Source organism: Mesorhizobium onobrychidis (assembly GCF_024707545.1).
In the GTDB taxonomy this organism is placed as follows: Bacteria; Pseudomonadota; Alphaproteobacteria; order Rhizobiales; family Rhizobiaceae; genus Mesorhizobium; species Mesorhizobium onobrychidis.
In genome coordinates this window covers 3,107,362-3,132,719 of the sequence record NZ_CP062229.1, presented here as the reverse complement: position 1 = coordinate 3,132,719, position 25,358 = coordinate 3,107,362, and the positions used below count along the sequence as shown (strand labels likewise).

Below are 25,358 nucleotides of genomic sequence, written 5' to 3'. Positions count from 1 at the left end.
TTCCGGTCGCCAGGGGAACAACATGCTTCATGAACCAACGATTACCGCTTCCGCAAGTGAGCAGCGGGTGGCGCAGGAGCGCACCTTCCGCACGCATGACGGCACCGAGATATTCTACCGCTATTGGCCCGCGGTCGGGAACCCCGCCAAGGGCGCGGTTGTGCTGTTCCACCGTGGCCACGAGCATGGCGGCCGCATGGCGCATCTGGTCGATGAACTCGACATGCCCGGCCATGCCTTCTACGCCTGGGACGCGCGCGGCAATGGCCGCTCGGCCGGCGAGCGCGGCTATGCGCCGTCCTTTGCAGCACTTGTGCGCGACATCGATTGTTTCGTGCGCGAGATCGGCAGAGACGGGTTCGGCCAACGCGACATCGCGTTGATCGCGCAATCCTTCGGCGCCGTGCTCGCCGCCGCCTGGGTGCATGATTATGCACCGCAGATTCGCGCTTTGGTGCTGGCCTCGCCGGCCTTTTCGGTCAAGCTCTATGTGCCCTTCGCCAAGCAAGGCATTGCGCTGTGGCAGAAGATCAAGGGCCGCTTCTTCGTCAATTCCTACGTCAAGGCCAAGTTCCTGACGCATGACCCCGAGCGCATCGCCTCCTTCGAGGCCGATCCGCTGATCACGCGGCCGATCGCCTCCAACATCCTGGTCGAGCTCTACGACCACGCCGCGCGTATCGTCGCCGACGCCCGCGCCATCACCGTGCCGACGCAATTGCTGATCTCCGGCAGCGACTGGGTGGTGCGGCATGGACCGCAGCACGAGTTCTTCGTCAATCTCGCCAGCCCGGCCAAGGAGCGGCATGTGCTGCCCGGCTTCTTCCACGACACGCTCGGCGAACGCGACCGCGGCAAGGCACTCGACCTGATCAAGCCGTTCCTCGAAAGACAGTTCGCGACGCCGGAGAAGCCGGTCGACCTGACCACGGCCGACCGCGCTGGCTACACACGCGACGAGGCCGACCGGCTCGCCTCGCCGCTCGCCCTGCTGTCACCGAAAGGCCTCTACTGGGCAATGAGCCGCGCCTCGATCCGCATGGGCGCGTGGCTGTCGTCAGGCATGAAGACGGGGATTGCCACCGGCTTCGATTCCGGCTCGACTCTCGACTACGTCTATGAGAACGAGGCGCGGGGCGCCGGTCCGCTCGGCCGCGTGATCGATCGCACCTTTCTCGACGCCATCGGCTGGCGCGGCATTCGCCAGCGCAAGCTGCATCTGGAAGAGCTGATCGGCGGCGCCGCTGAGACGCTGAAGACCGCCGGCCGACCGGTCCATATCGTCGATATCGCCGCCGGCCACGGCCGCTACGTGCTCGACGCCGTCGCCAAATGCACTGAGCCGCCGGCCAGCGTGCGGCTGCAGGATTTCTCCGAGCTCAACGTTTCGCTCGGCTGCAAGCTGATCGCCGAACGGCACCTGCCGACCAGCATCTCGTTCCACCAGGCCGACGCCTTCGACGCCAAGATGCTTGCCGGGCTGGAGCCGGCGCCGGACCTCGCCATCGTCTCCGGGCTTTACGAATTGTTTGCCGACAACGCCATGATCGCCCGCTCGCTCGGCGGGCTGGCCAAGGCGATGCAGCCAGGCAGCCTGCTTCTCTACACCAACCAGCCCTGGCATCCGCAGCTCGAAATGATCGCGCGCAGCCTGACCTCGCATCGCGGCGGCCAGGCCTGGGTGATGCGCCGGCGCACGCAAGGCGAGATGGACCAGCTGGTGGCGGCGGCCGGCTTCGAGAAGCTCGACCAGCGCATCGACCGGTGGGGCATCTTCACCGTCTCGGTCGCGCGGCGCGTCTGAGCATGGTCTTGCCTGCCCTTGGCCTTGGCCCTGCCCCTGCCGCTGCCCCTGCCCCTTCCGCCTCTGCACGCGAGCCGTACGCCGGCATCGTGCTGCGGGCGGCCCTGTGGCTCGCATTCCTGGCGCCGTTCTTCTACGCGACCTACGGCTTCGCCAACTGGCTGGCGTCGCAGCGCGACGATGTCGGCAGCATCGTCTTTGCCTGGGAGCGCGGCATCCCGTTCATAGCCTGGACGATCGTGCCCTATTGGTCGATCAATCTGTTCTACGGCCTGTCGCTGCTCTTGAACGATACCAAGCGCGGCGTCGACCGTCTTGCCGGCCGCTATCTGACGGCGCAAATCGTCGCCGTCGCCTGCTTCATCCTGTTCCCGCTGACGGCGACCTTCATGCGGCCGCAGACATCAGGCCTGCCAGGCTTCATGTTTGCGGTGCTCGGCGGCTTCGACAAGCCGTTCAACCAGGCGCCGTCGCTGCACATCGCGCTGCTGGTCATCATCTGGGATCATTGGCGCTGTCGGCTCAAAGGCATGGCCGCCACCGTCTGGCATGCCTGGTGTTTCCTGATCGGCGCCTCGGTGCTGACGACCTGGCAGCACCATGTCATCGACATCCCGACCGGCGCTTTGCTCGGCTTTTTCGCCCTGTGGCTGTTTCCGCGCGACGGCGAATTGCCGTTCGCCGGCTTTCAGCTAACCGCCGACGCCAGGGCCAGGCGGCTGGCGCTGTTCTACGCGCTTGGCACAGCCCTTGTGCTGGCCGGCGCCGTTGCCGGCGCCTTCGTCTCGGCGCTGTGGCTGATCCTGTTGTGGCCGGCGCTGGCGCTGGCCATCGTCGCCTTCGCCTATGCCGGGGCCGGCGCCAAAGTGTTCCAGAAGACGGCCGACGGCAGCGTCTCGCTGGCCAGCCGTGTCTTGCTGCTGCCCTACCGGCTTGGCGCCAGGATCAATAGATGGGCATGGACGCGCAAGCTGCCGCCGCATGTCGCCATTGCCGACGGCGTCTTCGTCGGCCGCTTTCCCACCGCCGCCGAGGCCGACGCCTTCGGCACGGTGATCGACCTTGCCGGCGAGTTGGAACGGCCACGCGGCGTGACCTGCCGGTGGACGGCTGTCGCCATGGTCGACCTTTTGCCGCCATCGCCAGAGGCGCAAGCGCAAGCGGTGGCGGCGATCGAGGCGGCCCGCGGCCACGGCACGGTGCTGGTCTGCTGCGCGCTCGGCTTCCAGCGCAGCGCCGGCGTCGTCGCCGAATGGCTGGTTGCCAGCGGCCGCTCGCCAACGCCGGCGCAGGCGCATAAACGGCTCGCGGCATCGGGCCGGCCGGTGCATCTTCGGATCGCGGCGGACGAGTCGGCATGAGTGCCCATCGAGACAAAGCCGAGGCCTTCGCCGCCAGCTTGATGACGCAGGCGGTGTGGCCGCTGCTGCTGGTGCTCGCCGCGTTGGTGGCCGCGCCGGTCATTGCCGTGGCGGCGCAGCTGCAGACAACGATGCTGTCGGCGGCGGCCTGGCTGATCGCGGCAGCGAGCGGCGTGGTCACCCTCGCCCTCTCGGCCCTGCTTACCTTCGACGCACTGCTGTTCTGGCTGATGGCGAGCCACATCAGCGAGGCCGCCGGCGGTGCCTCGGTCGACGACGTGCTGGCGCGCATGCGCGTCAAACCGGCCGCTGCCGGCATCCGCTCGCTCGACCGGCGCATCGCGGGCACGCAGCGCCTGCTGATGAAGCAGCGCATCGCGCTCGGCCTGTTCGTGGCGGCATCCCTCGTCGCCTTGTCCTTCTGAGCCGGACGATGAGCAAGCTCGGCACAAAGACCTTCACCCTGCTGCAGACCGTGACCTCGGTCGGCCTGTCGGCGCTTGCCTGGGCGGTAACCGGCGTGCGGCCGATCTGGAACGGCAGCCAGCCGTCGGATCGGCAGCGCATCTACTTCGCCAACCATGCCAGCCATGGCGACTTCATCCTGCTGTCGGCCTGCCTCAGCGAGAAGGAGCGCGCCCGCACCCATGCCGTCGCTGCCGCCGACTATTGGGGAAAATCGCGGCTGCGCCGGTTCATCGCGCAGGACATGCTGTCCTCCGTGCTCATCCACCGGCAGTGGACCGATGAGGCTGAGAATCCGATTTCGATCATGCTGTCGGTGCTCGACGAGGGCCACTCGCTGATCATCTTTCCCGAAGGCACGCGCAACATGACCGACGAGCCGCTGCTGCCGTTCCGCTCCGGCCTCTACAATCTGTCGATGGCACGGCCCGACGTCGAACTCATCCCGTGCTGGATCGAGAACATGTCGCGGGTGCTGCCCAAGGGCCAGTTCGTGCCGGTGCCGCTGCTCTGCCGCGTCGTCTTCGGCGCGCCGATCGCCATTGCGCCGGATGAAGAACGCCGCGCCTTTCTCGACCGCGCCCGCCAAACACTGCTGGCGCTGAATCCCCGCCCGCCAACGCATGATGCGGAAAAGTGGAATCCGGTTTTCCGGAAAACATCATGCGACCAAAAGGGCTTAGAGCATCGTGCAGGATCCGATATCCGGCACGATGCTCGGGGGGACGACTAGAACAACATGCCAATGCACGAAACCCTCATCCTGGTTATCGGCCTCGCTGCAGTGCTGACCACGGCACGCCTGGTCGCCGGCATCCTGTCGTGGCGCGCGCCGAAGCCGCTGTCCTCGACGCTGGTCAACCTCAACCAGCGCATCAACGCCTGGTGGGTGATGGTGGTGGCGATCACCGTCGCCTTCTTCTTCGGCCGCTCCGGCATGACCATCCTGTTCGCGCTGATCTCGTTTGCCGCCTTGCGCGAATTCGTGACGCTGACGCACAGCCGCCGCAGCGACCATTGGGTGCTGCTCGGCATGTTCGGCATCGTCATCCCGTTCCAGTACTGGCTGGTGTGGACCGCCTGGTACGGCCTCTTCACCATTTTCATCCCGGTCTACTGCTTCCTGCTGATGCCGGCGATCACCGCGCTTCATGGCGACACTGAGCGCTTTCTCGAGCGTGTCTCGGCACAGCAATGGGCCGTCATGATCTCAGTCTACTGCGTCAGCCACGTGCCGGCGCTGCTGACGCTCGAAGTGCCCGGCTTCGAAGGCCGCAATCTGTTGCTGATCGCTTTCCTGATCATCACCGTGCAAGGCAGCGACGTGCTGCAATACATTTTCGGCAAGCTGTTCGGCAGGCACCTGATGTCGCCGAAGGTTTCGCCGTCGAAGACCTGGGAAGGGCTGGTCGGCGGGCTGGCGACGTCGAGCCTGCTTGGCGCGCTGCTGTCGTTCCTGACGCCGTTTTCGCCGCTCCAGGCGGCGGGCGTCGCCTTCATCGCCTGCCTGATGGGATTCCTCGGCGGGCTGGTCGCCTCCGCCATCAAGCGCGACCAGGGGGTGAAGGACTGGGGCCATCTGATCGAGGGCCATGGCGGCATGATGGACCGCGCCGACAGCCTGGTATTCGCCGCCCCGGTGTTCTTCCACACGGTGCGCTATTTCTGGACGGTGTGAGGGCGCTCCAGCTGCAAGGGCCGGCACCCCCTAGTCATTAATGCATCGACCTAATTCAGCAATCTGACTGGCCGTTTCGCTCTGAGGTCTGTTAAGCCTCCTCCAGCCAGAGAGTTCTGGCACTTTCCTTGGCGGGTGGAGATGATGACCTATAAGGCGCTCCAGATATGGTTATACGCGTCGCTGTCGGTGATGCTATTGAGCAATCATGCTTGGCCAACTGAAAAAGAAGTTGTTCAAGCGCAGGCCACCAAAGACGCCGCCGTTAACTATTTGCGGTCGCTGCCGCATGATAGGAAAATTCATGTTTGGCCGTCATGGCATCGGCCTTACGAAGTTGTAGCCAATCGTCTGAACGTACGCAGCTCGATCGAGCGATATAAAGCTCTCAGAGGCGATCTGAATGGTCTTCTCCCGGCTATTGGCACGGCCCAGATTTCCATAATCGCTGCCGACGGCGCGAACTGGCAAAAGGACGTAGCGTCGGCCTTAACCAGTTCGCGCCTGCTGCCATGGTACAAAGATTTCGTTGCAAAGGCGGAGCTCAGCTTGGACGGATGTACGGCGTATAAGTTTACAAGCAGAGACACTTGGGCATCTGTAGGTGTCATTTTGATAAACGAGCTCAACTTCCGCGAAAATGGCACGGCAACGCTTGATCGATGCGTCCATGCGGCACTTGATTACTTGCAAGGGTTTCCAACGAGAGAGGGATACTTCGACTACTCCACGCTTCCTGACGCGAGAATTCGGGGCTTGGTGATTGAAGCGACCTATAAATGTGCTGCTGAAGGGGACGGAACCGCCGAGCCAAGAGAAAGGACTAGGGACGGTTTGACGCCACTTCCTTCGCTAGATTGCATCGTGGCGAAGGTGGCTGAATAAGGTCAGGCCACCGAGGCGGCGCAACTTCTCGGCGGGCTGGTCGCCTCCGCCATCAAGCGCGACCAGGGGGTGAAGGACTGGGGCCATCTGATCGAGGGCCATGGCGGCATGATGGACCGCGCCGACAGCCTGGTCTTCGCCGCCCCGGTTTTCTTTCACACGGTGCGTTATTTCTGGACGTGAGATCGAGCTACGGTCTCATTTTGCAGCGGCAAGCGGCGCTTTCTCGGCAGGGCGCGGCCGGCGGCGCATGCGGCGCTTGGCAGCGACCTTCAGCGCAACCGGCGGATCGCTCGACAACGCCCCCAGAACGGCTTCGACCATGCCATGCGCGACAAAATCGGCGTTGATGTCATTGGCCAATTTGACGGCTGTCTCTTTGTCGTCGCCGCCATCCGACCAGAACACGATGCCTACCCGCAGCGCCGACTTGGCACGTTTCAGCCGACGAACCAGGAAACGGGCGTGCTTGACGGAGTCGCGGTTAAGGAATCCGACCACGACGGTGTCGACAGCGTCGAACTTGAGCCGGCGAATGCTTGCCGGATCCATATCGGCAAAGCTCGCCTTCGAGACCGTCGCCCCTTGCACTTCGAGCACCTGCGCCAGCATGGCGGCGGCGGCATCGTCGAGTTCGCCGCGTCCGCCGGCACACAGCACCGAGATGTCCGTGCCATCCGGCAGTTCGGTGTCGTCCTCGCCCTCCGCTTGAGCCTGCTTGTCCTCGTCCGCTGTGGCAGGCTCTGTTGCGGCTGGGTCGTCCTCCTCCGCCTCCTCCCGTGCGCTGTCGTCGAGGTTCGCCACCAGCGTCTGCGCACTGGCCGCCACCTGCCGTCTTTGCTCATCGCCCATGACACCCCGCACCCGATCCTGTTCGCCGAGCAGAAGTGCGGGAATGGCGACCTTGTCATAGAATTCGAACAGATATTTTTCCTCCAGGATCTCCTCGGCGTGATCAGTGGCTTCTTCCGGATCGCCGGCCAGCAGCCGCTGGTAGAGACGGGCATGTAGCTCGAGTACGGGTTCGTTGCCGAACAGAACGTCGAGGAATTCGAACTGCGGCACGTGCCTGCCGAGCACGACGAGACAGACCGTGAGCGGCGTCGACAGAACCAGGCCCAGCGGGCCCCAGAGCCAGGTCCAGAAGATCGCCGCAACGATGATGGCCAATGGTGAAAGCCCCGTTCGTGAACCGTAGAGCCATGGTTCGACGACGTTGCCGGTTATCATTTCCATGGCCACGAACAGCCCGGCGGTCCACAGCACGAGCGACCAGCCGGGAGCCACGGCAAGCGCCAGGAACAAAGGCAGCAGCGCACCAATGATCGGGCCGATATAGGGAACAAAGCGCAGCGCCAGCGCCAGCAATCCCCACAGCAGTGCATTCGGTATGCCCAGGACCCAAAGCCCTGCTGTAATCGGTATGGCATAAAGGATATTCACGACCAATTGCATGAGAAGATACCGGCCGACGCGCTTGCCGGCATCCTGGAGCGCCTCGGTGGTTCGATGAAGGTCGCCATAGCCGACAAGGCGTATGAAACGATCGCGCAGGTCCTCGCGCTCGAGCAGCATGAAGATGACGACGACGATGATCAGGCCGGCCGATGCCAGCGGGCTGATCAGCGGTCCGATCAGGTTCTGGAGAACCTGGAGCGGCCTTTCGCGCGCGATGATCTCGACAGGCACCGGCTCGCGCTCTGGCTCATCTGCGGTAGGCGGTGAGGCTTCCTGCCTGTCGAGTTCCTGGCCAACGCTTTCGATCACCCCGCTCAGCCTGGCAATGATGCCTCCGCCGATGCCGGTTTCCTTCAGGGATCGGACCTTGGTCAGGATATTCGACTGGTAAAGCGGGATGTTCTGCGCCAGTTCGCTGACCTGCGTGGCGACAATGAAGGAGAATAGCGCGAGGACCGTGAATGCACTCAGCACGCTGGCGATGACGGCCGGGAGACGGGGAAGGCCGACTCGCTTGAGTCCGGAAACCATGGGCGCGAGCGCAAAGGTAAGCAGCAGAGCGATTGCGATCGGCAGGAAAACCTCGCGCCCGAAATACAGGGCCGCAACCGCCGCCACGACAGTCGCGACGGTGGGCAGTGACATGCGCGGGAGGGTTCTGGCAGAGGAAACAACGCCCATCACCCCGGTCTCGGCGGGGTGCATGCCGTTTCGACGATTGGCCGCCACTTGATACCTCCGCCCTGCCAATCACCATGATCGGGCATATTGAGCCGGCGCGCAACTTCGCTTCCTTCACGCCCTTCACACCCGGGGGCCAGACGGCGAGCGGCAAGGGGCGCGCTTCGCCGACCGGCTGCTCACTCCACAAGGGCAGAGGCAGGCCGATGTTCAGCTGATTCATTTCGCGACATCGGCCCGGCAACAGTATATAGGCCCCAAGAGGGGCAAAATCCCCAGATCGGCTGCAAGCCTTGTTTCATCCCATTGCCAATATCGAAGATGTGCAGACGCTGGCGCAGGCCATCGTCAACACGATCGCCGAGCCCTTCCTCGTCCTTGACGAGAAGTTTCGCGTGCTGGCGGCCAGCCGCTCCTTCTACCAGACCTTCAAGGTCGACCCTGAGCAGACGCGCGGCTCGCTGCTCTATGCGCTCGGCGACGGCCAGTGGGACATTCCGGCACTGCGCCTGCTCCTGGAGACGATCATCCCCGAGAAGACAGCCATGGACGGCTTTGAGGTCGAGCATGATTTCCCGAATATCGGCCCGCGAACAATGCTGCTCAACGCCCGAAAGGTTCTCTACGACCACAGTTCAGCCGTGACCATCCTGCTCGCCTTCAACGACATCACGGCCCGCCGTGCCATCGAGAGGGAAAAGGAAGAGCTTCTCGGCCGCACCGAAGATCTGCTGCGGCAAAAGGATGTGTTGCTGCGCGAAATGGAGCACCGGGTCGCCAACAGCCTGCAGATCATCGCCAGCATCCTTTTGTTGAAGGCCCGCTCCGTCACATCAGAGGAAACTCGTCAGCATTTGAAGGATGCCCATCAGCGGGTCCTGTCGGTCGCCGAAGTGCAGCGCCACCTCCACACTTCGACCGGCGTCGAAGAGATCGACGTCGTGTCCTATCTGTCGAAGCTGTGCAGCAGCCTGGCCGTCTCGATGGTTGGTGAAGACCAACCGATCGCGGTCAACGTCACGGCACAAGGCGGCAGAATAGACTCGCAGAAGGCGGTGAGCCTCGGCCTGATCGTCACCGAGCTCGTTCTCAACGCGATCAAATATGCCTTTCCGATGGAGAAGGCCAAGGCGCTGATCCAGGTGTCTTACGAAACCGACGGCGACGACTGGAAGCTGACGGTCTCGGACAATGGCACCGGGAAAGCCGCCGGCGAGCCGTCGAGCGCGGGCCTGGGGACAGCCATCGTCGAGGCGCTGGTCAAGCAGTTGGAGGCCAAGATCGAGGTCATCAGCGACACCGACGGCACCAGCGTGTCGGTGACCAGGGCGACGTTCACCTCGCGCATACCGCGGGCAGCGTAGCGTGCCGGCGCCGCTCGGGTGCAAGGTCGCCCAATTTGGGAAACTCGCCGCGATCGGTTCTGGCCGGATGCGCCGGCAGAACCGCGCGCTGGTGAGGCTCCCGAACGAATGGCTCCTTCCGTTCAACAGATGTTGGATGCTGCAGACCGGGGCGGGACAGATGGTCTTGCCATTGCTTGGCCAGGATATGAAACCGGGAAAACCATCCTGTTCACCGTGCCGCCACGCCCGGTTGACGCGGTCCGCAGCAGTCAAGGAACGCCAGGCTCCAGACAATCGTTCCAGCGAGTCGTGATCAAGATCGAGATGACGCACCAAGCCGCAACCCGGCGACGGAATGACTCGCTAACCGACTGTCGGAAGCGTACAAAGCAAGGGTCGTCAGCCTGTGGCTCTGGCGATTGAAAGAGTCGATCACGCTTTCGTCCCCCTAGCGAGCTATCATGGAAGCCTTGAAGAAGAATGGCGCGTTGCCATGCGCTAGCGGGCGGGATTGATCTTCAACATGTCCAGAATAGTTAACAAGTCCGAAGAGCAGAAGGACGCCGAAGCCGAAGTCGAGGGCTTTCACAACGACCTTGGTCCGTTCGTGGTTGCCGCCGAGACAACGCGAATGGCCATGGTTTTCACCGACGCAAAAGAACCCGGCAATCCCATCATTTTTGCCAATCACGCCTTCCTCGCCTTGACCGGGTACGCCAGGGAAGAAGTCCTGGGTCAGCCCTTCAATTTCCTGATGGCGGACGGCACCGACGCCAGGGCGCTGAAACGTATCAGGGCGGAGTTCGAAGCCAATTCGGCGGCGGGTGCGGCGGATACGGAAATCCTTTACAGACGCAAGGATGGCAGCGAATTTTGGGCGGCCCTTTTCGCCAATCCTGTCCACGACAAGAGCGGCGCCATCGTCCAATATTTTACCTCCTTCGTCGATCTCACCAGACACAAGGAGGAGCAGGCGCAATCGCGGAAGCTCATCGACGAACTGAACCATCGCGTGAAGAACACGCTTGCAACGGTGCAGTCGATCGTCTGGCAGGCGTCGCGAGCCAATTCCGACCCGAAGGTGATCCGCGAAGCCGTCGAGTCCCGGCTGTTTGCGCTCTCCCGGTCGCACAATTTGCTGACGCGCGAAAACTGGCATGGCGCAGGGCTGCTCGACGTGCTCCACGATGCCCTGGAACCGTTCGACGTTACCGACGGGCGGGCGGAGCGCCTGGTGATTGCCGGCGAGAACATCCGCCTCACAACCAAGGCGGCCCTGGCGCTTGGCATCGCGTTCAACGAACTCGCGACCAATGCGGTGAAATACGGTGCGTTTTCCAATGACAAGGGCTCGATCCGGATCGACTGGACGACCGAGCCAACGTCGGAGGGCCGCCGACTGATCCTGTCCTGGCGAGAGAAGGACGGGCCGCTGGTTACGCCACCGTTGCGACAGGGGTTCGGCTCGCGCGTGATCGAGCGCGGCCTGGCCCACGAGCTCGAAGGCACTGTGCAACTCGACTATCGCCCGGACGGGTTGATCTGCACGATGAACATTCCGGTACCGGGAATTCGCGATGGATAAACTGCTGTCTGGCCGTCGTCTCCTCGTTGTCGAAGATGAAATTCTGGTCCTGATGATGATCGAGGACATGCTGGGCGATCTTGGATGCGAGTCCGTCACCTCAGCCGCCACGATCAGACAGGCGATCGCCCTGATCGAAGCCCAGATTTTCGATGCCGCCATGCTGGACATGAATCTGGACGGCGACGACAGCAATACCGTGGCCGACGCGCTTGCCGAGCGTGGCGTGCCGTTCATCTACTCGACCGGCAACAACGGTCGCGACATGCGCGAAGGCTTCAGCAACCGTGCCGTGCTTCGCAAACCGTTCAGCTTTGATGAACTGACCACCAAACTCGCACGCCTTCTTTCTCATTGATCGATGAATGTGTCGACCAAGAGCGAAGCGGCCATGCTTGATCCGTTCATGGAACAAGAACGCTTGCGGAGCGTTGGTTGAGGTTACAGGCACAACTCACGCACTGCTCAGGGCAAGAGCGGCGCACGGCGAATACCGCTGGGCGCGCTCATAGGAGGCGAACATGGATCTCACCACAATACTGGTCATCGTTCTTATTGTTTTGCTGCTAGGCGGCGGCGGCTTCTACGGCCGTGGACGCTGGTACTAAACGGCATCGAGAGATCATTAGCTTGGCGCTGAGCGCCGGCCCACCCGAGCCCCCATAGCTGCACGTCAGGATCGGCGCTTGTTTTTCGCACCGGAAAAAGGCGGGTGGACATGTCGATCAATCGCAAGATCAGAGAGGCCCGCATTTTCACGCCTTCCGAGGTAGGGCTCTTTGAACGCGTGTTCGAGCGGGCGAAGCGGAAAGGTGATTCTGAAGCTCATCGAGAAGCACTGGCGTCTCGAATCGTCGCCAACTACATAGCCGGAATCACGGACGAGGCGGAACTTCTGGCGTTGTCGCGGCAACCGCTTGGTCGTTTGGATACATCACCCTAGCCAACGCCAAGAGTTCATGCATCGGCAGCGATATTTCCCGGATATTGCTGCTGGATCGGGACCCGTAGACCCGCCCGCGTCCTCCGCCGAGAGACGCGGGCTTTCTTGTTTCGGCCTGGAACAATCTCCCAAGGTAGCCGTTTAGCCTACCGCATGAGGTGTGACGATGGCGCAGGCTGTCTCGACTTCTATCACCAGACGAAGCGTCGTCGCCGGGCTGACCGTCGCCCCGATGGCTTTGGCGGCGGATAGTACCTCCGCGCAGGCCAACCAAACCACGCCTGAGAACAGTCTGTACGAGCGGCTGGGTGGCGTCTTCGCCATCGCAGCGGTGGTGGATCACTTCAGCGACGCCATCGTGAAGAACCCCATCGTCGGCCAGACGTCCGAGAACCCGCAGCTGCGGGAATGGCACACCAAGAACCTTGGAAGGTTGCCCGGCCTCAAATTCATGCGCACGCTGTGGGTCTGCGACGTTTCTGGCGGGCCTTTCAAGTTCACGGCCACCAAGCCCGGCACGACGCCGCTCGGCCTTGAGGAGGCCCACCGGGACCTGCGGATCTCTCCCACGGAATTCGATGAGGTCGCGGCGGAACTCGGACGGACCCTGGATTTCCTCAAGGTGCCGAAGCCCGAGACGGACGAGGTCCTGGCAGCCTTCGCCGCCCACAAGGGCGAGGTCACCGCCGGCTACGTCGCAAAGGGGGGCTAAAAACGCAAGCAATCCAGTCTATCGATTAATTTTGCTTCGAGTGGAACCAACCCTTCGCTGCTATGTTAAATGACATACCGAACATTCCAAGCGTTCGGTCGTTAAAGAGCCCGCTTCCCGACCCCCTCCGGAACGCGGGTTTTTTTGCGCCTTCCGCCCGGTAACGGGTACGTCATTTGACATAGAGCCTGGGCGCTGCCCGACCATAGGACCTACCGGAACGCCTGCCGTCCGGAAATTGTCTCGATCTTGATCTGATAGAACAGATGGCTGCCCGCAGTGGCCGGCCTGGCGCCCAGATTGAGCGAGCCGGGCTCCCACCAGTTGGCGTGCTTCTGCAGCAGCGACCAGGCAAATTCGCGCTCATGGTCCAACACGGGAGCCAACTGGTCGATGGCCGGAGCGGTACGGTCCAGGGCGGGCACCTTCGGCAGGTCCTCGAAGACGCCGTCGACGACGACGCTCTTCCAGCCGTGGACGCTGCCGACATCGTCGACCTGGAGGCAGACGTGAGGGTTGCCCCGCATCCACTCGACCTTCTTGCCGGGCAGCGAGAAGCTGAAAATGAAATCGTCGCCGAAGGCAAAATGGATCGGCACCACATAAGGCCGGCTGTCCCTGACGCAGGCCAGGCGGCCAAGCCTGGCCGATCTCAACAGGGCAATGCATTCTGGCCGCGTCATCTCCCTAATATTCATCGCGATTTTCTTTCTGCTGCCGGTCAGGCAAGCTGGTCGATACGCCGGATGGCCTGGACCGCCTCTGCTTCGGCGACGCCGATCAGCGCATCGATGGCCTGGATCGTCTCGATGTGACCACGGGCTGCTACCATCCTGCGCAGAGCGTGCAGATCGTCTCGAATGTCGCAGAGCGTGGTTCGGACCGTGAGGGGCATGGGCTGCCTTCCCCGACACAACCACTGGACATGGCGATAGGTTCCGCCTTTCGGTCTGGCATCTCGCCCGCACTGGTGCGGCCCCCACCAGCTTCATCTGGGCGACCTGACAATCAGCAGGAAATGATCCTGAACGCCAAGTTGCTTTGCATGGGCGCGATGGCGCGAAATGTCCCGTCATAGTGATGGACGACACCGGCCGGCGCGTTGCTGCGGTCAGACCTAGCCGGAATGACGCAGCCAATGACGGTCGAACACGTCGAGGATGGATCGGAACTCGGCCGGCGGGATCTGGCTGGCACCGCCGTCCTTGCTGTCTCCGACGAGGAATTGCGCCAGCTGCCGGTCGACCATTTCCGGCTGCTCAATTGCCACGCCGAGCGAAGCCAAATCCCTAGCGATCGACGCATCGGGCGGCAGATATCCGCCCCAGGCCTCGGGCGCCGGATCGCGCAAGCGGACGATCAGGATCCTGGTCAGGGATGGCTGCGGCTCCGGGCCGATGATGGCGCCGCCGACCATATAGCCGCCAAGCACGCTTCCTGGCCGCGAGTGCGGGAACAGGCAAAGGAAGAAATGGGCATCGCCGCCGGTTTCCTTCAGAAACGCATAGAGCCCGCGTTTTGCCGGGCTCACCAGTCCGCCGACCTGCAGTTGTCCGGTCGGCAACACCTCGCGATAGGCGGCAGTCAGGCCGTGTGCACCCGGCCCGGCCTCTATCGACAGGCTGCCCCTGATTAACCGGCCGCGATAATAGGGCGACAAGGCATGCGAATAACATGCGTAGGTTCCGGCAAGGGCCAATCCAAGGCTTCGCTCCTCATGCCCCGACGCCGTCTCGAAATGCGCACCGGCGCGGCGTTCCAGTTCGGCCCTCTCGATGCCGTGGCGGGCGCAGATCGCGGCCGTAAACCCTGGCACGTCGCTCTCGGCGATCCAGGCGCCGGGCTGCTCCAGCTTGAGAAGCTTCGACCAATCGTCGTAGACGCTGAGCTCGCGCGGCTGGGCGCGGCCCTGCAGCCATTTATCGGCGCGGCCGAGATCGAACGCCGTCTTCGGGTTGACGCCCCGGAACGCCGCCGCAAGGTCCTTGCGGGTGACGGTTCCCAGCAGGGCTGCGGTCAACCGTAACTTCTGCGCGATATGCTGTGCCATCCCCCACCTGCCCCTTTATGCCACCGCAAGGCATAGCATGTGCCAGCAATTGCTCCCACCGCATTCATTGCGGGCTGGACCTCTCCTAAAGTCTATATTCCAGGAAATCCGCAGAATTCCACGCCGCTCCACGCGGCTGCCCTTTTCGCCCCGCCGGGCGGCGCTAAGGTCGCGCAGGGCAAGGGCAGATCACATGAAACGCTATGCAGGCTTGAACACCAACTCCCTTCCTCAGTCATTTGAACGACGGCGAAGCCCAACTCTCGAACCAGCACAAACCAGCGTAGATGCCGCCTCAACAAGGAAGGAATAATTCGATGTCCTGGACTGCTTCTCCCAAAATCCCCTTCACCGCGGTTGCGGCTGGATCCGCTGCACTGCTGCTGCTGACCTTCGGGCCGGATGGACCGTCGCGTGCCGCTGCCGGCTCGCGCGCGGCAGCGACATATGGCAAGGCGGCTCCTGCGGCGCCGGTCAACGATCCGACGCGCATCGAAGTCGACGGCGGCGCGCACGTGATACGCTTTTACATCGACGGCAAGCAGGTCGCCCTGCTCGACTCGACCGGCTTCAGGGATTGATCTTCACACCAGCGCTGGCCGCGACGCCCTTATGCGCAGACGACGGTCACCAAGGACGAAGTGACCGTCAAATTCTGCGCGATATACCGCGCGCCATTCGGCTGCCCTGATGCAGTTGCACGCCGATCTCGCGCCGGTTCCCCCGCGGCCCGCACTTTCCACGAGCCATATTCCAAGGAATTCCAGAGAATTCCACGCCTTTCCACACTGCCGCGGTGTTCGGGCCGGCGGCTGGGGTTAACGCTACGTTAACCAGAAGAGGGACGCCGTCATGAAACTTGCTCTGTCTGCACTTCTCGCCGTGCTCGTACTTTCGCAAACCGTGGAGGCTAAAACGAAAGTCGTTGCCACCGATGCGAAAGCGGCCGCGGCCGAGAAAAGCCGGCCGCCGCTCGACAATAAGTCCACCGGCGGGATCACCGCGTCGTCCGGTGCAATGGCGGCGCCGGCCGACAAGAATGTGTCCAGTCCGTATCCGCCGGCGATCTATTTCGATTTCTAGAGTTTCATCCATCCCTGACGGAGGGGCTCTATCTTTTTATTTCGACCGTACCACGCTTGCGGTGCCCGGGATCGGCAGGCCTTGGGGTCGACAGGCCTCGGGATCAACAGACTTGGCGCCGCGCCAGGCCGTGATAGGATTGTTCCGTTCGCCTCCGGCCTCAGCCGACCCTGACGACGAAATGCTTCGTCACCGGCTCGATGATTTTCCACGTTCCCTTGAAATCGGCTTCAACCACGAAGGCGTCGCCGGGGCCGACTTCGACGGGCGCGCCGCCATCGGGCGTGATGACGATGCGCCCAGCGATCATGTGCACGAATTCATAGTCGCTGTAGGTTGCGTGGTAGGTACCGGGGGTGGCCTGCCAGGTTCCCGACATGACTTTGCCGTCCGCTGTGGTGTGCTGGACGGCGGTCTTCATTGTCGGGTTGCCGTCGACCACGACCCAGCCCGCGAGATCGCCCGCCTCGGCGTTTTCAACCGCGCCGAATTTGAGGATGGTCTTTTCTGTCATGGTCGGGCTCCGTTTGGAACTGTGCCGGCATTGGCTGCCGGTCAATAGCCGAAGCGCCTGAGATGAGCAACGCGGGTGCCCGGCACGCTTGACCTGGCCGCCATCCGCCGGATAGTCCGTGGACCGGCCCCATGAAAGAACCGACATGACAGACGCGATCGTAAGAGACAGCAACGGCACCCAGCTGAACGAGGGCGATTCCGGGACCCTGACCAAGGATTTGAAGGTTAAGGGCACGTCGGAGACGATCAAGCGCGGCACGCTGGTGAAGAACATTCGCCTCATCAGCAATCCCGGCGAGATCGAGGGCAACACCAGGCAGGTGAAGGGCCTGGTGCTGAAGACCGAGTTCCTGAAAAAGGCGTGATCGCCTGATGGCGCGGATGCCCGCGTGTTCGCGCCGGCCAGCCCAGCGCCGCCATTATGCTCTGCGCAGAACCGACGCCGCGCCCCGGCGCCGGGGCAGGTCCCTTGAAGGCCATTGAAACGCAACTATATCAATAACTAAGCGTGCGGTGCACGCGAAACGTAGTGCTTTGGTCAAGCTTCATCTGTGGAGGTTGTCATGGCAATTAAAATGATGGAAGGAAAGAAGGGCCAGGATTGGATCAATCTGGTCCTTGCGATCTGCCTATTCATCTCACCCTGGATCATCGGCTTCGCTGCTGAAGCCAATCCTGCGTGGAACGCCTGGATTGCCGGCATCGTGCTCGGCGCCCTGGCTCTCGCCACGCTTTCGGTATTCGCCGAATGGGAAGAGTGGGTGAACCTTGTTGTCGGGCTCTGGCTGATCGTTTCGCCTTGGCTGCTCGGCTTTGTGGCGAACTTCAACGCGATGGGGACCCATGTGGTCCTCGGCGTGCTGGTGGTCGCGGCATCGGCCTGGGCAGTCTGGGACTACCGTCATCATCCGCCAGCGCATGCGTGATCGGTGACGACCAAGGGGAGGAACCCGGCGCGCGAGCGGCGGGCTCCTCCTAAGCCTGAGATCGGTACGCAGGCCCGCTAGCCGGGCCAATCATTTCCTTGTGCTCAAAAACCAACCGCCCGGCGGGTGCAGATGGCAGCGCCGCCGCGGCGCTTCCTGGTATAGACGCCGAACGAGCACCCCGCTACACTCCGCGAACTTCCGCTTATGTTGCATTGCGTTAGATTTGTTGCATTGCAATATCAATGCATTGCGTCGAGTCTTCGCAACGGGGTTTTTTCAACGACCTTTTTTCAACGACCTATGTGAGGTTTTCGCCGTGTCAGCATCGTTTCGGCCTGATATCGAAGGGCTGCGTGCGCTGGCGGTGTCCGGCGTCGTCGCGTTCCATTTTGGTCTGTCGGACCTGCCGGGCGGCTTCACCGGCGTCGACATCTTCTTCGTCATTTCCGGCTACCTGATCACCGGCCAGCTGCTGCGGGAAATCGCCGAGGATGGCAGGCTGGACCTGTGGCGGTTCTATGCAAGGCGCGCGCGACGCCTGCTGCCGGCCTCACTGTTCGTCATCTTCGCCACGTTGGTCGCGGGCTACTTCATCCTCTCGCCGGATGAACAGTCGCTCTATTCGAAAGGCGCCATGTATGCCTCGGCCTATGCGATCAATTTCTGGCTGATCCGCTGGTCGTTCGACTATTTCGCCCCCGATGCGGCGAACAACCCCTTCATCCACTTCTGGTCGCTCTCGGTCGAGGAGCAGTTCTATCTCGTATGGCCGGGGCTGCTTCTGCTGGCGGCATGGCTGCGCCCGGGCAAGCGCACTGCGATCCTGGTGATCGGCCTCACCGGCGCGGTGTCGTTCGCCGTCTGCGCCTGGCTCACCACCGTGGCGCAGCCCTGGGCCTTCTATTTCTCGCCGCTCAGGGCCTGGGAATTCGCCGCCGGCGGCCTGGCGACGATGGCGCCGGCAAAATTCTGGCGAGAGCGCCCGCAACTGGGCGCAGCACTGGCATGGCTTGGCCTGGCGCTGATCGCCGGCGCCTATCTGACCTTCAGCGAGGGGGACACCCCCTTCCCCGGCGTCGCGGCGGTGGTGCCGGTGGCCGGCACCGTGCTCCTGCTGCTCAGCGGCTCCGGCAATGTCCAAAGAGGGCCGAGTGCCATGCTGGCGCTGCCGCCGTTGCAATGGGTGGGGAAACTTTCCTACTCGCTCTATCTCTGGCACTGGCCGGTCATCGTCTATGCGACGATGATGGTGCCCGACCTCTCCTGGCCCGGGCGGCTTGCCTGCGCGGCGTTGACGCTGGCGCTGTCGATCTTCACCTATAATTTCATCGAAAACCCGATCCGTCGCAATGGCTGGCTGATGGCGAACGCGGCGCGCGCGCTAATCCCCGCCGCAATGCTGACCGGCGCCGGCGTCATGGCGACCTACGCCAATGCGCGCCTTGCCGTGGACGACCTCGACCCCTCACAACGCATCATTGCCGAAACTGCCGCACAGCCCTCCACAGCGCGCGCCAAGGTGGGCTGCGTTCTCGACTACGAGACCGTGACGCCGAAGCCCTGCGTGTTCGGCCAAAAGAATGCCGAGCGCTCGATCGCGCTGTTCGGCGATTCGCATGCCGACCACTGGTCGACGCCGCTGATCGAGGCAGCGAAGAAGAACAACTACAAGGTCGTCACCTGGCTCAAAACCGCCTGCCGGGCCTCGCGGCTGACGGTCTGGAGCTCGAAGCTGAAGCGCGACTACACCGAGTGCGATCAATGGCGCGAGCAATCGATCAAGGAGATCATCGCCCTGCGCCCGAGCCTGGTGGTGATCTCGGAGATCTCGCTGACGAGCTCGCGTAAACTGTCGCCCGACGCGAAGCAAGCCGACAGCCTGGATCAGGACTGGCAGGCCGGCCTTCGCGCAACGCTGGAGGCGTTCAGCCAGGCCGGGCTGAAGGTCGCCTTCATCCGCGATGTGCCGTTCAACAGCATGTTTGTCGACACCTGCGTGGCCCGCGCGCTGTGGCGTGGACAGACGCCATCGGTATGCGACGCGCCGCGAACCGACGCCGCCAACGACGCCGTGGCCGCAGTGGAGCGCGACGTCGTGCGCGCCGTCCCCAACGCGACCTATATCGACATGACCGACCAGTTCTGCGACGCCCAGACCTGCCATGTCTTCATCGACGGCAAGCTGGCCTACCGCGATCGCCACCACATGGCGACGCCCTTTGCGCAAACGCTGGAGCCGCCGGTCGAGCGCGCGCTGTTCTCGACCGGGGCGGCGGAGAAATAATGGTGGCGCAAAGACGCGCCTTTCACCCGCTGTCTCAGTGCAAGCCAAACTCGCGCAGCAGTTCTTCGCGATAGCGCACGAAGCGGCTTTCGCTGCGATCGCGGGGGCGTGGCAGTTCAACGTCGACCAGCCGTGCTGTGCCGCCTTTCTCCCTGGGCAGGATCAGCACCCTGTCCGCAAGATAGATCGCTTCTTCCAGATCATGGGTGACCATGATCATGGTGACGTTCTCTTCGCTCCAGATGCGCGCCAGTTCCTCTTGCATGCCGATCTTGGTCATCGCGTCGAGCGCGCCTAGCGGCTCGTCGAGCAGCAGGATTTCAGGCCGCACGGTCAACGCCCGGGCGATGCCGACGCGCTGCGCCATGCCGCCCGAAAGCTGCCTGGGATAGGCATCGCTGAATTCGGCCAGACCGACGAGCGCGGTATAGAAGCGGGCTTTGTCCTCCGCCTCCGCCTTGGGCACGCCCCGCACTTCGAGGCCAAAGGCGACGTTGCCGAGTACCGTCAGCCAGGGCAGCAGGCGCGGTTCCTGGAAGATCACCGCGCGCTCGGAGCCGACGCCATGGACCGGCTTGCCGTCGATCGCGACACCGCCACTGTCGGCAGCCTCTAGCCCAGCAAGAATGCGCAGCAGCGTGGTCTTGCCCGATCCGCTGGCGCCGACAATGACGAGACATTCGCCGGAGCGGATGTCGAGGTTGAGCGCCCTCAGCACGGCAAGCGGGCGCCCGCCAAGGGTGAAGGATTTGGAGAGGTCACGTATCGTGACCTCGCCGCCGCTTGTGGTGGCCATGGTCCGTCTCCCGGTCAGTTGGTTTTCGTTTCGCCGCGCCGGTAAAGGATGTCAGCGGCTTTCAGCTCGCCCTTGGGCAGGCGGCCGTCGCGCTCGAGCACGCTGACCCAGAAGTCGATGTCGCGATCGTCAGCCTTCGCCCCTTCGCGCAGGCCGAAGCCGGTCCAGTAGCGCGCCAGCTCGCCATTTTCGCCGCGCTTGTCGAGGATGTCCGCGAGCACCTTGCGCGCCTCGTCCGGGTTCTGGCGCGACCAGTCGGCGGCGCGGGCCGACTGGTCAACGAAATTGCGGGCGCCCTCCGGATGCGCCGTAATGAAGTCGCGCCGCAGGACGATGAAGCCGCCGGCCAGTTCGCCCAGCACGTCGGTGTCGTTGAACACGCCGCGCACGCCGCCATTGTCGGCCAGCGCGCCGGCAAACGTCGCCTGCCAATAGCCCAGTGCCGCGATATCGACCTGGCGTGACCGCAAGGTCTGTTCAAGCTGCGGCCCGGGCACCACGACGAGGTTGGCGGCATCCGCCGGCAGGCCGACGCCGTGCAGCGCCTCGCGCACGGTGTAGTCGAGATGGGCGCCGAGCGTGTTGACCGCAATGGTCTTGCCGGCGATGTCGACAATCGATTTGATCGGACTGTCTTCCAGCACGTAGAAGACGCTGCGCACTTGGCCGTTGATGCCGTTGCTTGGATAAGCGGCGACGAAGTCGTTGCCGCCGGAGATCGAGTTGATCACGGCAGCGGTCGCGGCCGAGCCGAGATCGACGCTGCCGGAGGCGAGCGCGAACAGCGATTCCGGGCCGCCGCCCGAGTAGCCGACATTCTCCAGCTTGACGCCGACGTCCTTGAAATAGCCGAGCGCGTCCGCCAGTTCATGCGGCGAGATGCTGCCGCGGCTGGCGAGGTAGCGCAACGTGACCGGCGCGGCTTGCGCAACGGCGAAGCGGGGCAGGCCGGTGGCGATGATGCCGGCGGCAAAGGGAGCGCCCGCAAGCAGGGAACGGCGAGTGATTGGCATGGTCCGGTCTTTCCTGTTGGAGAGGATGGTGCCTGTTGGGGAGGATGGTGAAGGCTGGTCAGTCGATGGGATTGCTCCAGCGACAGAGCCGCCGCTGCAGGCTGACCAGCGCCTGGTTGGCGATCAGGCCGAGGCCGGCGAGGATGACGATCGCCGCAAACATCAGCGGGATCTGGAAGTTGTACTGCGCGTTCATCACCTGGAAGCCGATGCCCTTGTTGGCGCCGATCATTTCGGAGGCGATCAGCAGCAAGAGCGCCGTGGTCGCACTCAGCCTTAAGCCCACGAAGATCGACGGGACGGCCCCTGGAAGCACGACACGGCGAAACACGGTGAGCCGCGCGGCGCCATAGGCTCGGGCCATCTCGAGCAGTTTCGGATCGACTTGCTTGACGCCGCTGATGGTGTTGAGCAGCAGCGGAAACAGCGTCGCCCAGAAGATGACGAAGACCTTTGATGCCTCCCCCAGCCCGAGCAGCAGGATGAACACCGGGTAGAGCGCCAGCGCTGAGGTCTGCCGGAAAACCTGCAGGATCGGGTCAAGCGCGGTTTCGACGGCGCGCACCTGGCCCATGAACAGACCGAGCGGGATAGCAACCGCCACCGCCGCCGCGAAGGCGAGGCCGGCGCGCTGCAGGCTGATGGCGATGTCGCCAAGCAAGGTGCCGCCGGCCAGACCGTTCCACAATGCGGTGACGATCGTGTCGATCGGCGGCAGCACCGCGGCGTTGACCCATCCCGCGCGGCTCGAGACCTGCCAGATCGCGAGGAAGGCGATCAGGATGCCGTAGCGGGACAGGAAGCGGACGACAGTCCGGTTGGCCAGGCGCGGGAAAACGGCGCCAAGGCTGGTTCTGCCGTCATGTGTACCGATCGTGACCCGCTGCTCGATGTGTTGCAAACTCATCGTCTTGCCCTTTGCTTTAAGAGACTCTATTCGGCGGCCAGCACCTTGGAGCGGCCGGCGGTCCAGGGATTTTCCGGCCGCCTGAGGCCGAGATTCTCGCGCAGCGTCCTGCCTTCGTAGGCGGTGCGGAACAGGCCGCGGCGCTGCAGCTCGGGGATCACCAGGTCGACGAAATCCTCGAGCGCGCCAGGCAGCCAGGGCGGCAGGATGTTGAATCCGTCGGCGGCGTCGTTGCCGAACCATTCCTCCAGCTGATCGGCGACCTGCACCGCGCTGCCGATGACGGTGTAGTGGCCGCGGGCCGTCGCCACCCACTGGTAGAGCTGGCGGATGGTGAAGTTGTGCTCGTCGGCAATCTGGCGGATCAGCGCCTGGCGGCTCTTCATGCCTTCGGTTTCCTTGCTCGGCGGCAGCGGTCCGTCGAGCGGATACCCCCTGATGTCGAGCGTCTGGCCGGCCAACCCGTTGAGCAGGGCCACGCCATCCTCGGGCAGGATCAGGTCGTTCAGCTGCTGGTACTTGGCGCGGGCTTCCTCTTCGGTGCGGCCGACGAAGGGAGCTACGCCCGGCATGATCAGCACCTGTCCGGGATCGCGGCCGACCACCGTCACGCGCGCCTTGATGTCGCGGTAGAACTCTTGCGCCGAGGCCAGATTCTGATGGGCGGTGAAGATGACCTCAGCCGAATGAGCGGCGAGCCTGCGGCCGTCCTCCGACTGCCCGGCCTGCACCACCACCGGGTGACCCTGCACCGGGCGCGGCACATTGAGCGGGCCTTTGACACTGAAATGCCGGCCCTTGTGGTCGATGTCGTGAAGCTTGTCCTTGTCGTAGAAGCGCCCCGACTTCTTGTCGCGGATGAAGGCATCGTCTTCCCAGCTGTCCCACAGCGCCTTGACCGTCTCGACATGCTCATGCGCCCGGGCATAGCGCTCGGCGTGGGCAGGCTGCGTCTCGCGATTGAAATTGCGCGCGGTCTCGTCGCCCGCTGAGGTCACGACATTCCAGCCGGCCCGGCCATTCGACAGCAGGTCGAGCGAGGCGAACTTGCGGGCGAGCGTATAGGGCTCCTCATAGGTGGTGGAGGCGGTGGCGATGAAGCCCAGATGCGTGGTGAGCGGCGCCAATGCGGCGAACAGCGTCACCGGCTCGAACCCAGCGATCTTGGCATTGCCGCCTTCGCGGGCGCCAAGGCCGACGGTCAGATTGTCGGCGAGGAAATAGGCGTCGAACAGGCCGCGCTCGGCGGTCAGCGCGAGCTGCCTGTGGAACTCGAAATTCGTCGCGCCGTCGGCCGGAGCGTCAGGGTGGCGCCAGGCTGCGATGTGCTGTCCGCCACCGGGCAGGAAAGCACCAAGCTTGATCTGCCTGGACTTGCTGGGTCTGGTCATTGCGGGTTCCTTCTGAGCTGTGCGGAAAGGGAATCGAGGGTCACTGGCCGGTGTTCAGGCGGCAAGACCGACGCTGCGTGGCACCACCCGGCATGCTTCGGCGACCGCTTGCCTGGCGCGAGCATGGATGGCTTCGGACACCAGCACGCCGTTGGCGAAGTCCTTGTCGGAGGCGTAGATCGCGGTCGGCAGGGTCAGCGCCTCGAAGAAGCCGAACAGCGGCCGCAGCTGATGTTCGACAACCAGCGAATGACGATCGCCGCCGCCGGTCGCAGCAAGGATGACCGGCTTTCCCCTCAGGGATGACGGATCGAGCAGGTCGAAGAAATGCTTGAAAAGCCCGGTGTAACTGCCTTTGAAGGTCGGCGAGCCAATCACCAGGACATCGGCGTCCAACAATTGCTCGACGAAGTTCCTGGCCGACGGATCCAGCTCGCCAATGCGCCTTGCCTGCGGGAAGGACCGACCGAGATCCTCGATGTCGAAAACGGTCGAGGCTGCACCGGTGCTGCTCGCCACCTCAGCGACGATGTGGCTGATGAACGCCTTGGTCTTCGACGGACGGGTCAGGTTGCCCGACAGCCCCACCACCAGCTTTTTCGACATTTTGGGTTCCTCGCAAAACGGCTTCTGTGCATTAACTCTACTGAGTTTATAGAATTAGATCAGAAAGAAGATTTCAAAACGAACCCGCCAAGCGGATTGAGTTTGCGGCACATCGTCGTCGATTGGTTCTTTTGACGCGAAATGCGAACGCCGAGTTTGGCAATGGCGCCTTGACCGCATTCCGGCCACGCGTTGATGATCTCAAGCGCACCAAAGCCATCGGCCCGGGGATTCGCATGAAAACAGCCGTTCTGACGTATCTGCTGCTGGCCTGTTTGCTGGCTTCGCCGGCGCAGGCGGGATGGAAGCCGGTCGAGAAGGTCGAGACCTACGCCGTTTCAGGGCAGACCGGTCCCCAGCTCCATGCCTCGATGGGCGAGCGCGGGCCGATGATCGGCAAGGGCAAGGTCCGCGCCATGGCCTACACCAATTTCAAGCTGACCTGGGTCAGGGACTATCAGCGACAAGGCGACGCCTGCGTGCTGGTGTCGGCGCGGCCGAAGCTCATCATAACCTACACCTTGCCCAAAACGTCCGGGCCGGTGCCGGCCGCCGTGCAGAGGAGTTGGGACGTTTTTGCCACCGGCCTCGCCGCCCACGAAAAGGTGCATGGCGACATCATCGTCGACATGGTCCGCAAGATCGAGACGGCGACCATCGGCCTGTCCGTCCCCGACGATCCCGGCTGCAGCAGGATCAGGACCGAAATGACAAGGCGGCTTGCCGAACTCTCCCAGGCGCAGCGGCAGGCAAGCCGCGATTTCGACCGGGCAGAATTCGCCCCGCGCGGCAATCTGCAGCAGCTCATCGTCGCCTTGCTGATGGGGCGGTAGGGGGATGGAAACCACAGCAAGGCTGGCGGCGG

27 protein-coding genes and 1 pseudogene are annotated in these 25,358 nt (G+C 63.3%); 18 read left to right on the top strand and 10 right to left on the bottom strand.

Annotation, left to right across the window (positions count from 1 at the left end):
• Positions 1-22 precede the first annotated feature (22 nt).
• From IHQ72_RS15580 to IHQ72_RS15550, 7 genes and pseudogenes are all read left to right on the top strand, one after another.
• Complete coding sequence (locus IHQ72_RS15580; RefSeq protein WP_258123226.1) at positions 23-1,804, top strand: bifunctional alpha/beta hydrolase/class I SAM-dependent methyltransferase; 1,782 nt, start codon at positions 23-25, stop codon at positions 1,802-1,804.
• A gap of 2 nt (positions 1,805-1,806) precedes the next feature.
• Complete coding sequence (locus IHQ72_RS15575; protein WP_258123225.1) at positions 1,807-3,165, top strand: phosphatase PAP2/dual specificity phosphatase family protein; 1,359 nt, start codon at positions 1,807-1,809, stop codon at positions 3,163-3,165.
• On the top strand, positions 3,162-3,590 hold the full coding sequence (locus IHQ72_RS15570) for a hypothetical protein (protein WP_258123224.1): 429 nt from the start codon (positions 3,162-3,164) through the stop codon (positions 3,588-3,590). Before IHQ72_RS15575 ends, IHQ72_RS15570 begins: the two co-directional genes overlap by 4 nt.
• 8 nt (positions 3,591-3,598) lie before the next feature.
• Positions 3,599-4,363 carry a lysophospholipid acyltransferase family protein gene (locus IHQ72_RS15565; RefSeq protein ID WP_258123223.1) on the top strand — a complete coding sequence of 255 codons (765 nt, stop codon included), beginning with the start codon at positions 3,599-3,601 and terminating at the stop codon, positions 4,361-4,363.
• 12 nt (positions 4,364-4,375) lie between these two features.
• Complete coding sequence (locus tag IHQ72_RS15560) at positions 4,376-5,308, top strand: phosphatidate cytidylyltransferase (protein WP_258123222.1); 933 nt, start codon at positions 4,376-4,378, stop codon at positions 5,306-5,308.
• A gap of 141 nt (positions 5,309-5,449) precedes the next feature.
• Positions 5,450-6,193, top strand: coding sequence for a hypothetical protein (locus tag IHQ72_RS15555; RefSeq protein WP_258123221.1), 744 nt, complete (start codon positions 5,450-5,452; stop codon positions 6,191-6,193).
• A 30-nt stretch (positions 6,194-6,223) separates the two neighbouring features.
• A pseudogene (locus IHQ72_RS15550) lies at positions 6,224-6,376 on the top strand (phosphatidate cytidylyltransferase); the annotation flags it as partial.
• A 15-nt stretch (positions 6,377-6,391) separates the two neighbouring features.
• On the opposite strand, the gene IHQ72_RS15545 reads toward IHQ72_RS15550, so the two are convergent.
• Positions 6,392-8,380 (bottom strand): AI-2E family transporter, encoded by a 1,989-nt coding sequence (locus IHQ72_RS15545; RefSeq protein ID WP_258123220.1) that lies wholly within the window; start codon positions 8,378-8,380, stop codon positions 6,392-6,394.
• Positions 8,381-8,625: 245 nt separating this feature from the next.
• On the opposite strand from IHQ72_RS15545, the gene IHQ72_RS15540 reads away from it, so the two are divergent.
• From IHQ72_RS15540 to IHQ72_RS15520, 5 genes are all read left to right on the top strand, one after another.
• Positions 8,626-9,696: a sensor histidine kinase gene (locus IHQ72_RS15540; RefSeq protein ID WP_258123219.1), complete on the top strand. Its 1,071-nt coding sequence runs from the start codon at positions 8,626-8,628 to the stop codon at positions 9,694-9,696.
• A gap of 505 nt (positions 9,697-10,201) precedes the next feature.
• Positions 10,202-11,263 (top strand): HWE histidine kinase domain-containing protein, encoded by a 1,062-nt coding sequence (locus tag IHQ72_RS15535; RefSeq protein ID WP_258123218.1) that lies wholly within the window; start codon positions 10,202-10,204, stop codon positions 11,261-11,263.
• Entirely contained in the window at positions 11,256-11,621 is a 366-nt protein-coding gene (locus IHQ72_RS15530; protein WP_258123216.1) for a response regulator, read from the top strand. The genes IHQ72_RS15535 and IHQ72_RS15530 overlap by 8 nt, the downstream gene beginning before the upstream one ends.
• 360 nt (positions 11,622-11,981) lie before the next feature.
• Positions 11,982-12,206, top strand: a complete 225-nt coding sequence (locus IHQ72_RS15525) for a hypothetical protein (protein WP_258123215.1) — start codon at positions 11,982-11,984, stop codon at positions 12,204-12,206.
• Positions 12,207-12,372: 166 nt separating this feature from the next.
• A complete protein-coding gene (locus tag IHQ72_RS15520) occupies positions 12,373-12,918 on the top strand; it encodes a group I truncated hemoglobin (RefSeq protein ID WP_258123214.1) in 546 nt (181 codons plus the stop codon).
• 212 nt (positions 12,919-13,130) lie between these two features.
• Here the strand turns inward: IHQ72_RS15520 and IHQ72_RS15515 are convergent, their stop codons facing one another.
• The 3 genes from IHQ72_RS15515 to IHQ72_RS15505 form a co-directional block, all read right to left on the bottom strand.
• On the bottom strand, positions 13,131-13,616 hold the full coding sequence (locus tag IHQ72_RS15515) for a pyridoxamine 5'-phosphate oxidase family protein (protein ID WP_258123213.1): 486 nt from the start codon (positions 13,614-13,616) through the stop codon (positions 13,131-13,133).
• Between the two features lie 23 nt (positions 13,617-13,639).
• Positions 13,640-13,813: a hypothetical protein gene (locus IHQ72_RS15510; RefSeq protein WP_258123212.1), complete on the bottom strand. Its 174-nt coding sequence runs from the start codon at positions 13,811-13,813 to the stop codon at positions 13,640-13,642.
• 222 nt (positions 13,814-14,035) lie between these two features.
• Positions 14,036-14,968 carry a hypothetical protein gene (locus IHQ72_RS15505; RefSeq protein WP_258123211.1) on the bottom strand — a complete coding sequence of 311 codons (933 nt, stop codon included), beginning with the start codon at positions 14,966-14,968 and terminating at the stop codon, positions 14,036-14,038.
• Positions 14,969-15,285: 317 nt separating this feature from the next.
• Here IHQ72_RS15505 and IHQ72_RS15500 point away from each other — a divergent pair, with 317 nt between their 5' ends.
• Both IHQ72_RS15500 and IHQ72_RS15495 read left to right on the top strand, forming a co-directional pair.
• Positions 15,286-15,549 carry a hypothetical protein gene (locus tag IHQ72_RS15500; protein WP_258123210.1) on the top strand — a complete coding sequence of 88 codons (264 nt, stop codon included), beginning with the start codon at positions 15,286-15,288 and terminating at the stop codon, positions 15,547-15,549.
• A gap of 271 nt (positions 15,550-15,820) precedes the next feature.
• Positions 15,821-16,051 (top strand): hypothetical protein, encoded by a 231-nt coding sequence (locus tag IHQ72_RS15495; protein ID WP_258123209.1) that lies wholly within the window; start codon positions 15,821-15,823, stop codon positions 16,049-16,051.
• Between the two features lie 160 nt (positions 16,052-16,211).
• Here the strand turns inward: IHQ72_RS15495 and IHQ72_RS15490 are convergent, their stop codons facing one another.
• Positions 16,212-16,565, bottom strand: coding sequence for a cupin domain-containing protein (locus IHQ72_RS15490; protein ID WP_258123208.1), 354 nt, complete (start codon positions 16,563-16,565; stop codon positions 16,212-16,214).
• 145 nt (positions 16,566-16,710) lie between these two features.
• Here IHQ72_RS15490 and IHQ72_RS15485 point away from each other — a divergent pair, with 145 nt between their 5' ends.
• The 3 genes from IHQ72_RS15485 (at position 16,711) to IHQ72_RS15475 (ending at position 19,780) form a co-directional block, all read left to right on the top strand.
• Positions 16,711-16,932 carry an alkylphosphonate utilization protein gene (locus IHQ72_RS15485; protein ID WP_258123207.1) on the top strand — a complete coding sequence of 74 codons (222 nt, stop codon included), beginning with the start codon at positions 16,711-16,713 and terminating at the stop codon, positions 16,930-16,932.
• 198 nt (positions 16,933-17,130) lie between these two features.
• On the top strand, positions 17,131-17,493 hold the full coding sequence (locus tag IHQ72_RS15480) for an SPW repeat protein (RefSeq protein WP_258123206.1): 363 nt from the start codon (positions 17,131-17,133) through the stop codon (positions 17,491-17,493).
• A gap of 319 nt (positions 17,494-17,812) precedes the next feature.
• On the top strand, positions 17,813-19,780 hold the full coding sequence (locus IHQ72_RS15475) for an acyltransferase family protein (RefSeq protein WP_258123205.1): 1,968 nt from the start codon (positions 17,813-17,815) through the stop codon (positions 19,778-19,780).
• A gap of 34 nt (positions 19,781-19,814) precedes the next feature.
• Here IHQ72_RS15475 and IHQ72_RS15470 read toward each other — a convergent pair whose 3' ends face one another.
• From IHQ72_RS15470 to msuE, 5 genes are read right to left on the bottom strand one after another with little or no spacing between them, the layout of a single operon-like run.
• Positions 19,815-20,576 (bottom strand): ABC transporter ATP-binding protein, encoded by a 762-nt coding sequence (locus tag IHQ72_RS15470; RefSeq protein WP_258123204.1) that lies wholly within the window; start codon positions 20,574-20,576, stop codon positions 19,815-19,817.
• A 14-nt stretch (positions 20,577-20,590) separates the two neighbouring features.
• Positions 20,591-21,589 (bottom strand): ABC transporter substrate-binding protein, encoded by a 999-nt coding sequence (locus IHQ72_RS15465; protein ID WP_258123203.1) that lies wholly within the window; start codon positions 21,587-21,589, stop codon positions 20,591-20,593.
• A gap of 58 nt (positions 21,590-21,647) precedes the next feature.
• The gene (locus IHQ72_RS15460; RefSeq protein ID WP_258123201.1) at positions 21,648-22,496 is read right to left on the bottom strand and encodes an ABC transporter permease; all 849 of its coding nucleotides are present in this window, start codon (positions 22,494-22,496) and stop codon (positions 21,648-21,650) included.
• Between the two features lie 26 nt (positions 22,497-22,522).
• Positions 22,523-23,887 carry an LLM class flavin-dependent oxidoreductase gene (locus IHQ72_RS15455; protein ID WP_258123199.1) on the bottom strand — a complete coding sequence of 455 codons (1,365 nt, stop codon included), beginning with the start codon at positions 23,885-23,887 and terminating at the stop codon, positions 22,523-22,525.
• Positions 23,888-23,941: 54 nt separating this feature from the next.
• Entirely contained in the window at positions 23,942-24,493 is a 552-nt protein-coding gene (gene msuE / locus IHQ72_RS15450) for an FMN reductase (protein WP_258123198.1), read from the bottom strand.
• Between the two features lie 236 nt (positions 24,494-24,729).
• Here msuE and IHQ72_RS15445 point away from each other — a divergent pair, with 236 nt between their 5' ends.
• Positions 24,730-25,326, top strand: coding sequence for a DUF922 domain-containing Zn-dependent protease (locus IHQ72_RS15445; protein ID WP_258123197.1), 597 nt, complete (start codon positions 24,730-24,732; stop codon positions 25,324-25,326).
• The last annotated feature ends 32 nt before the right edge of the window (positions 25,327-25,358 follow it).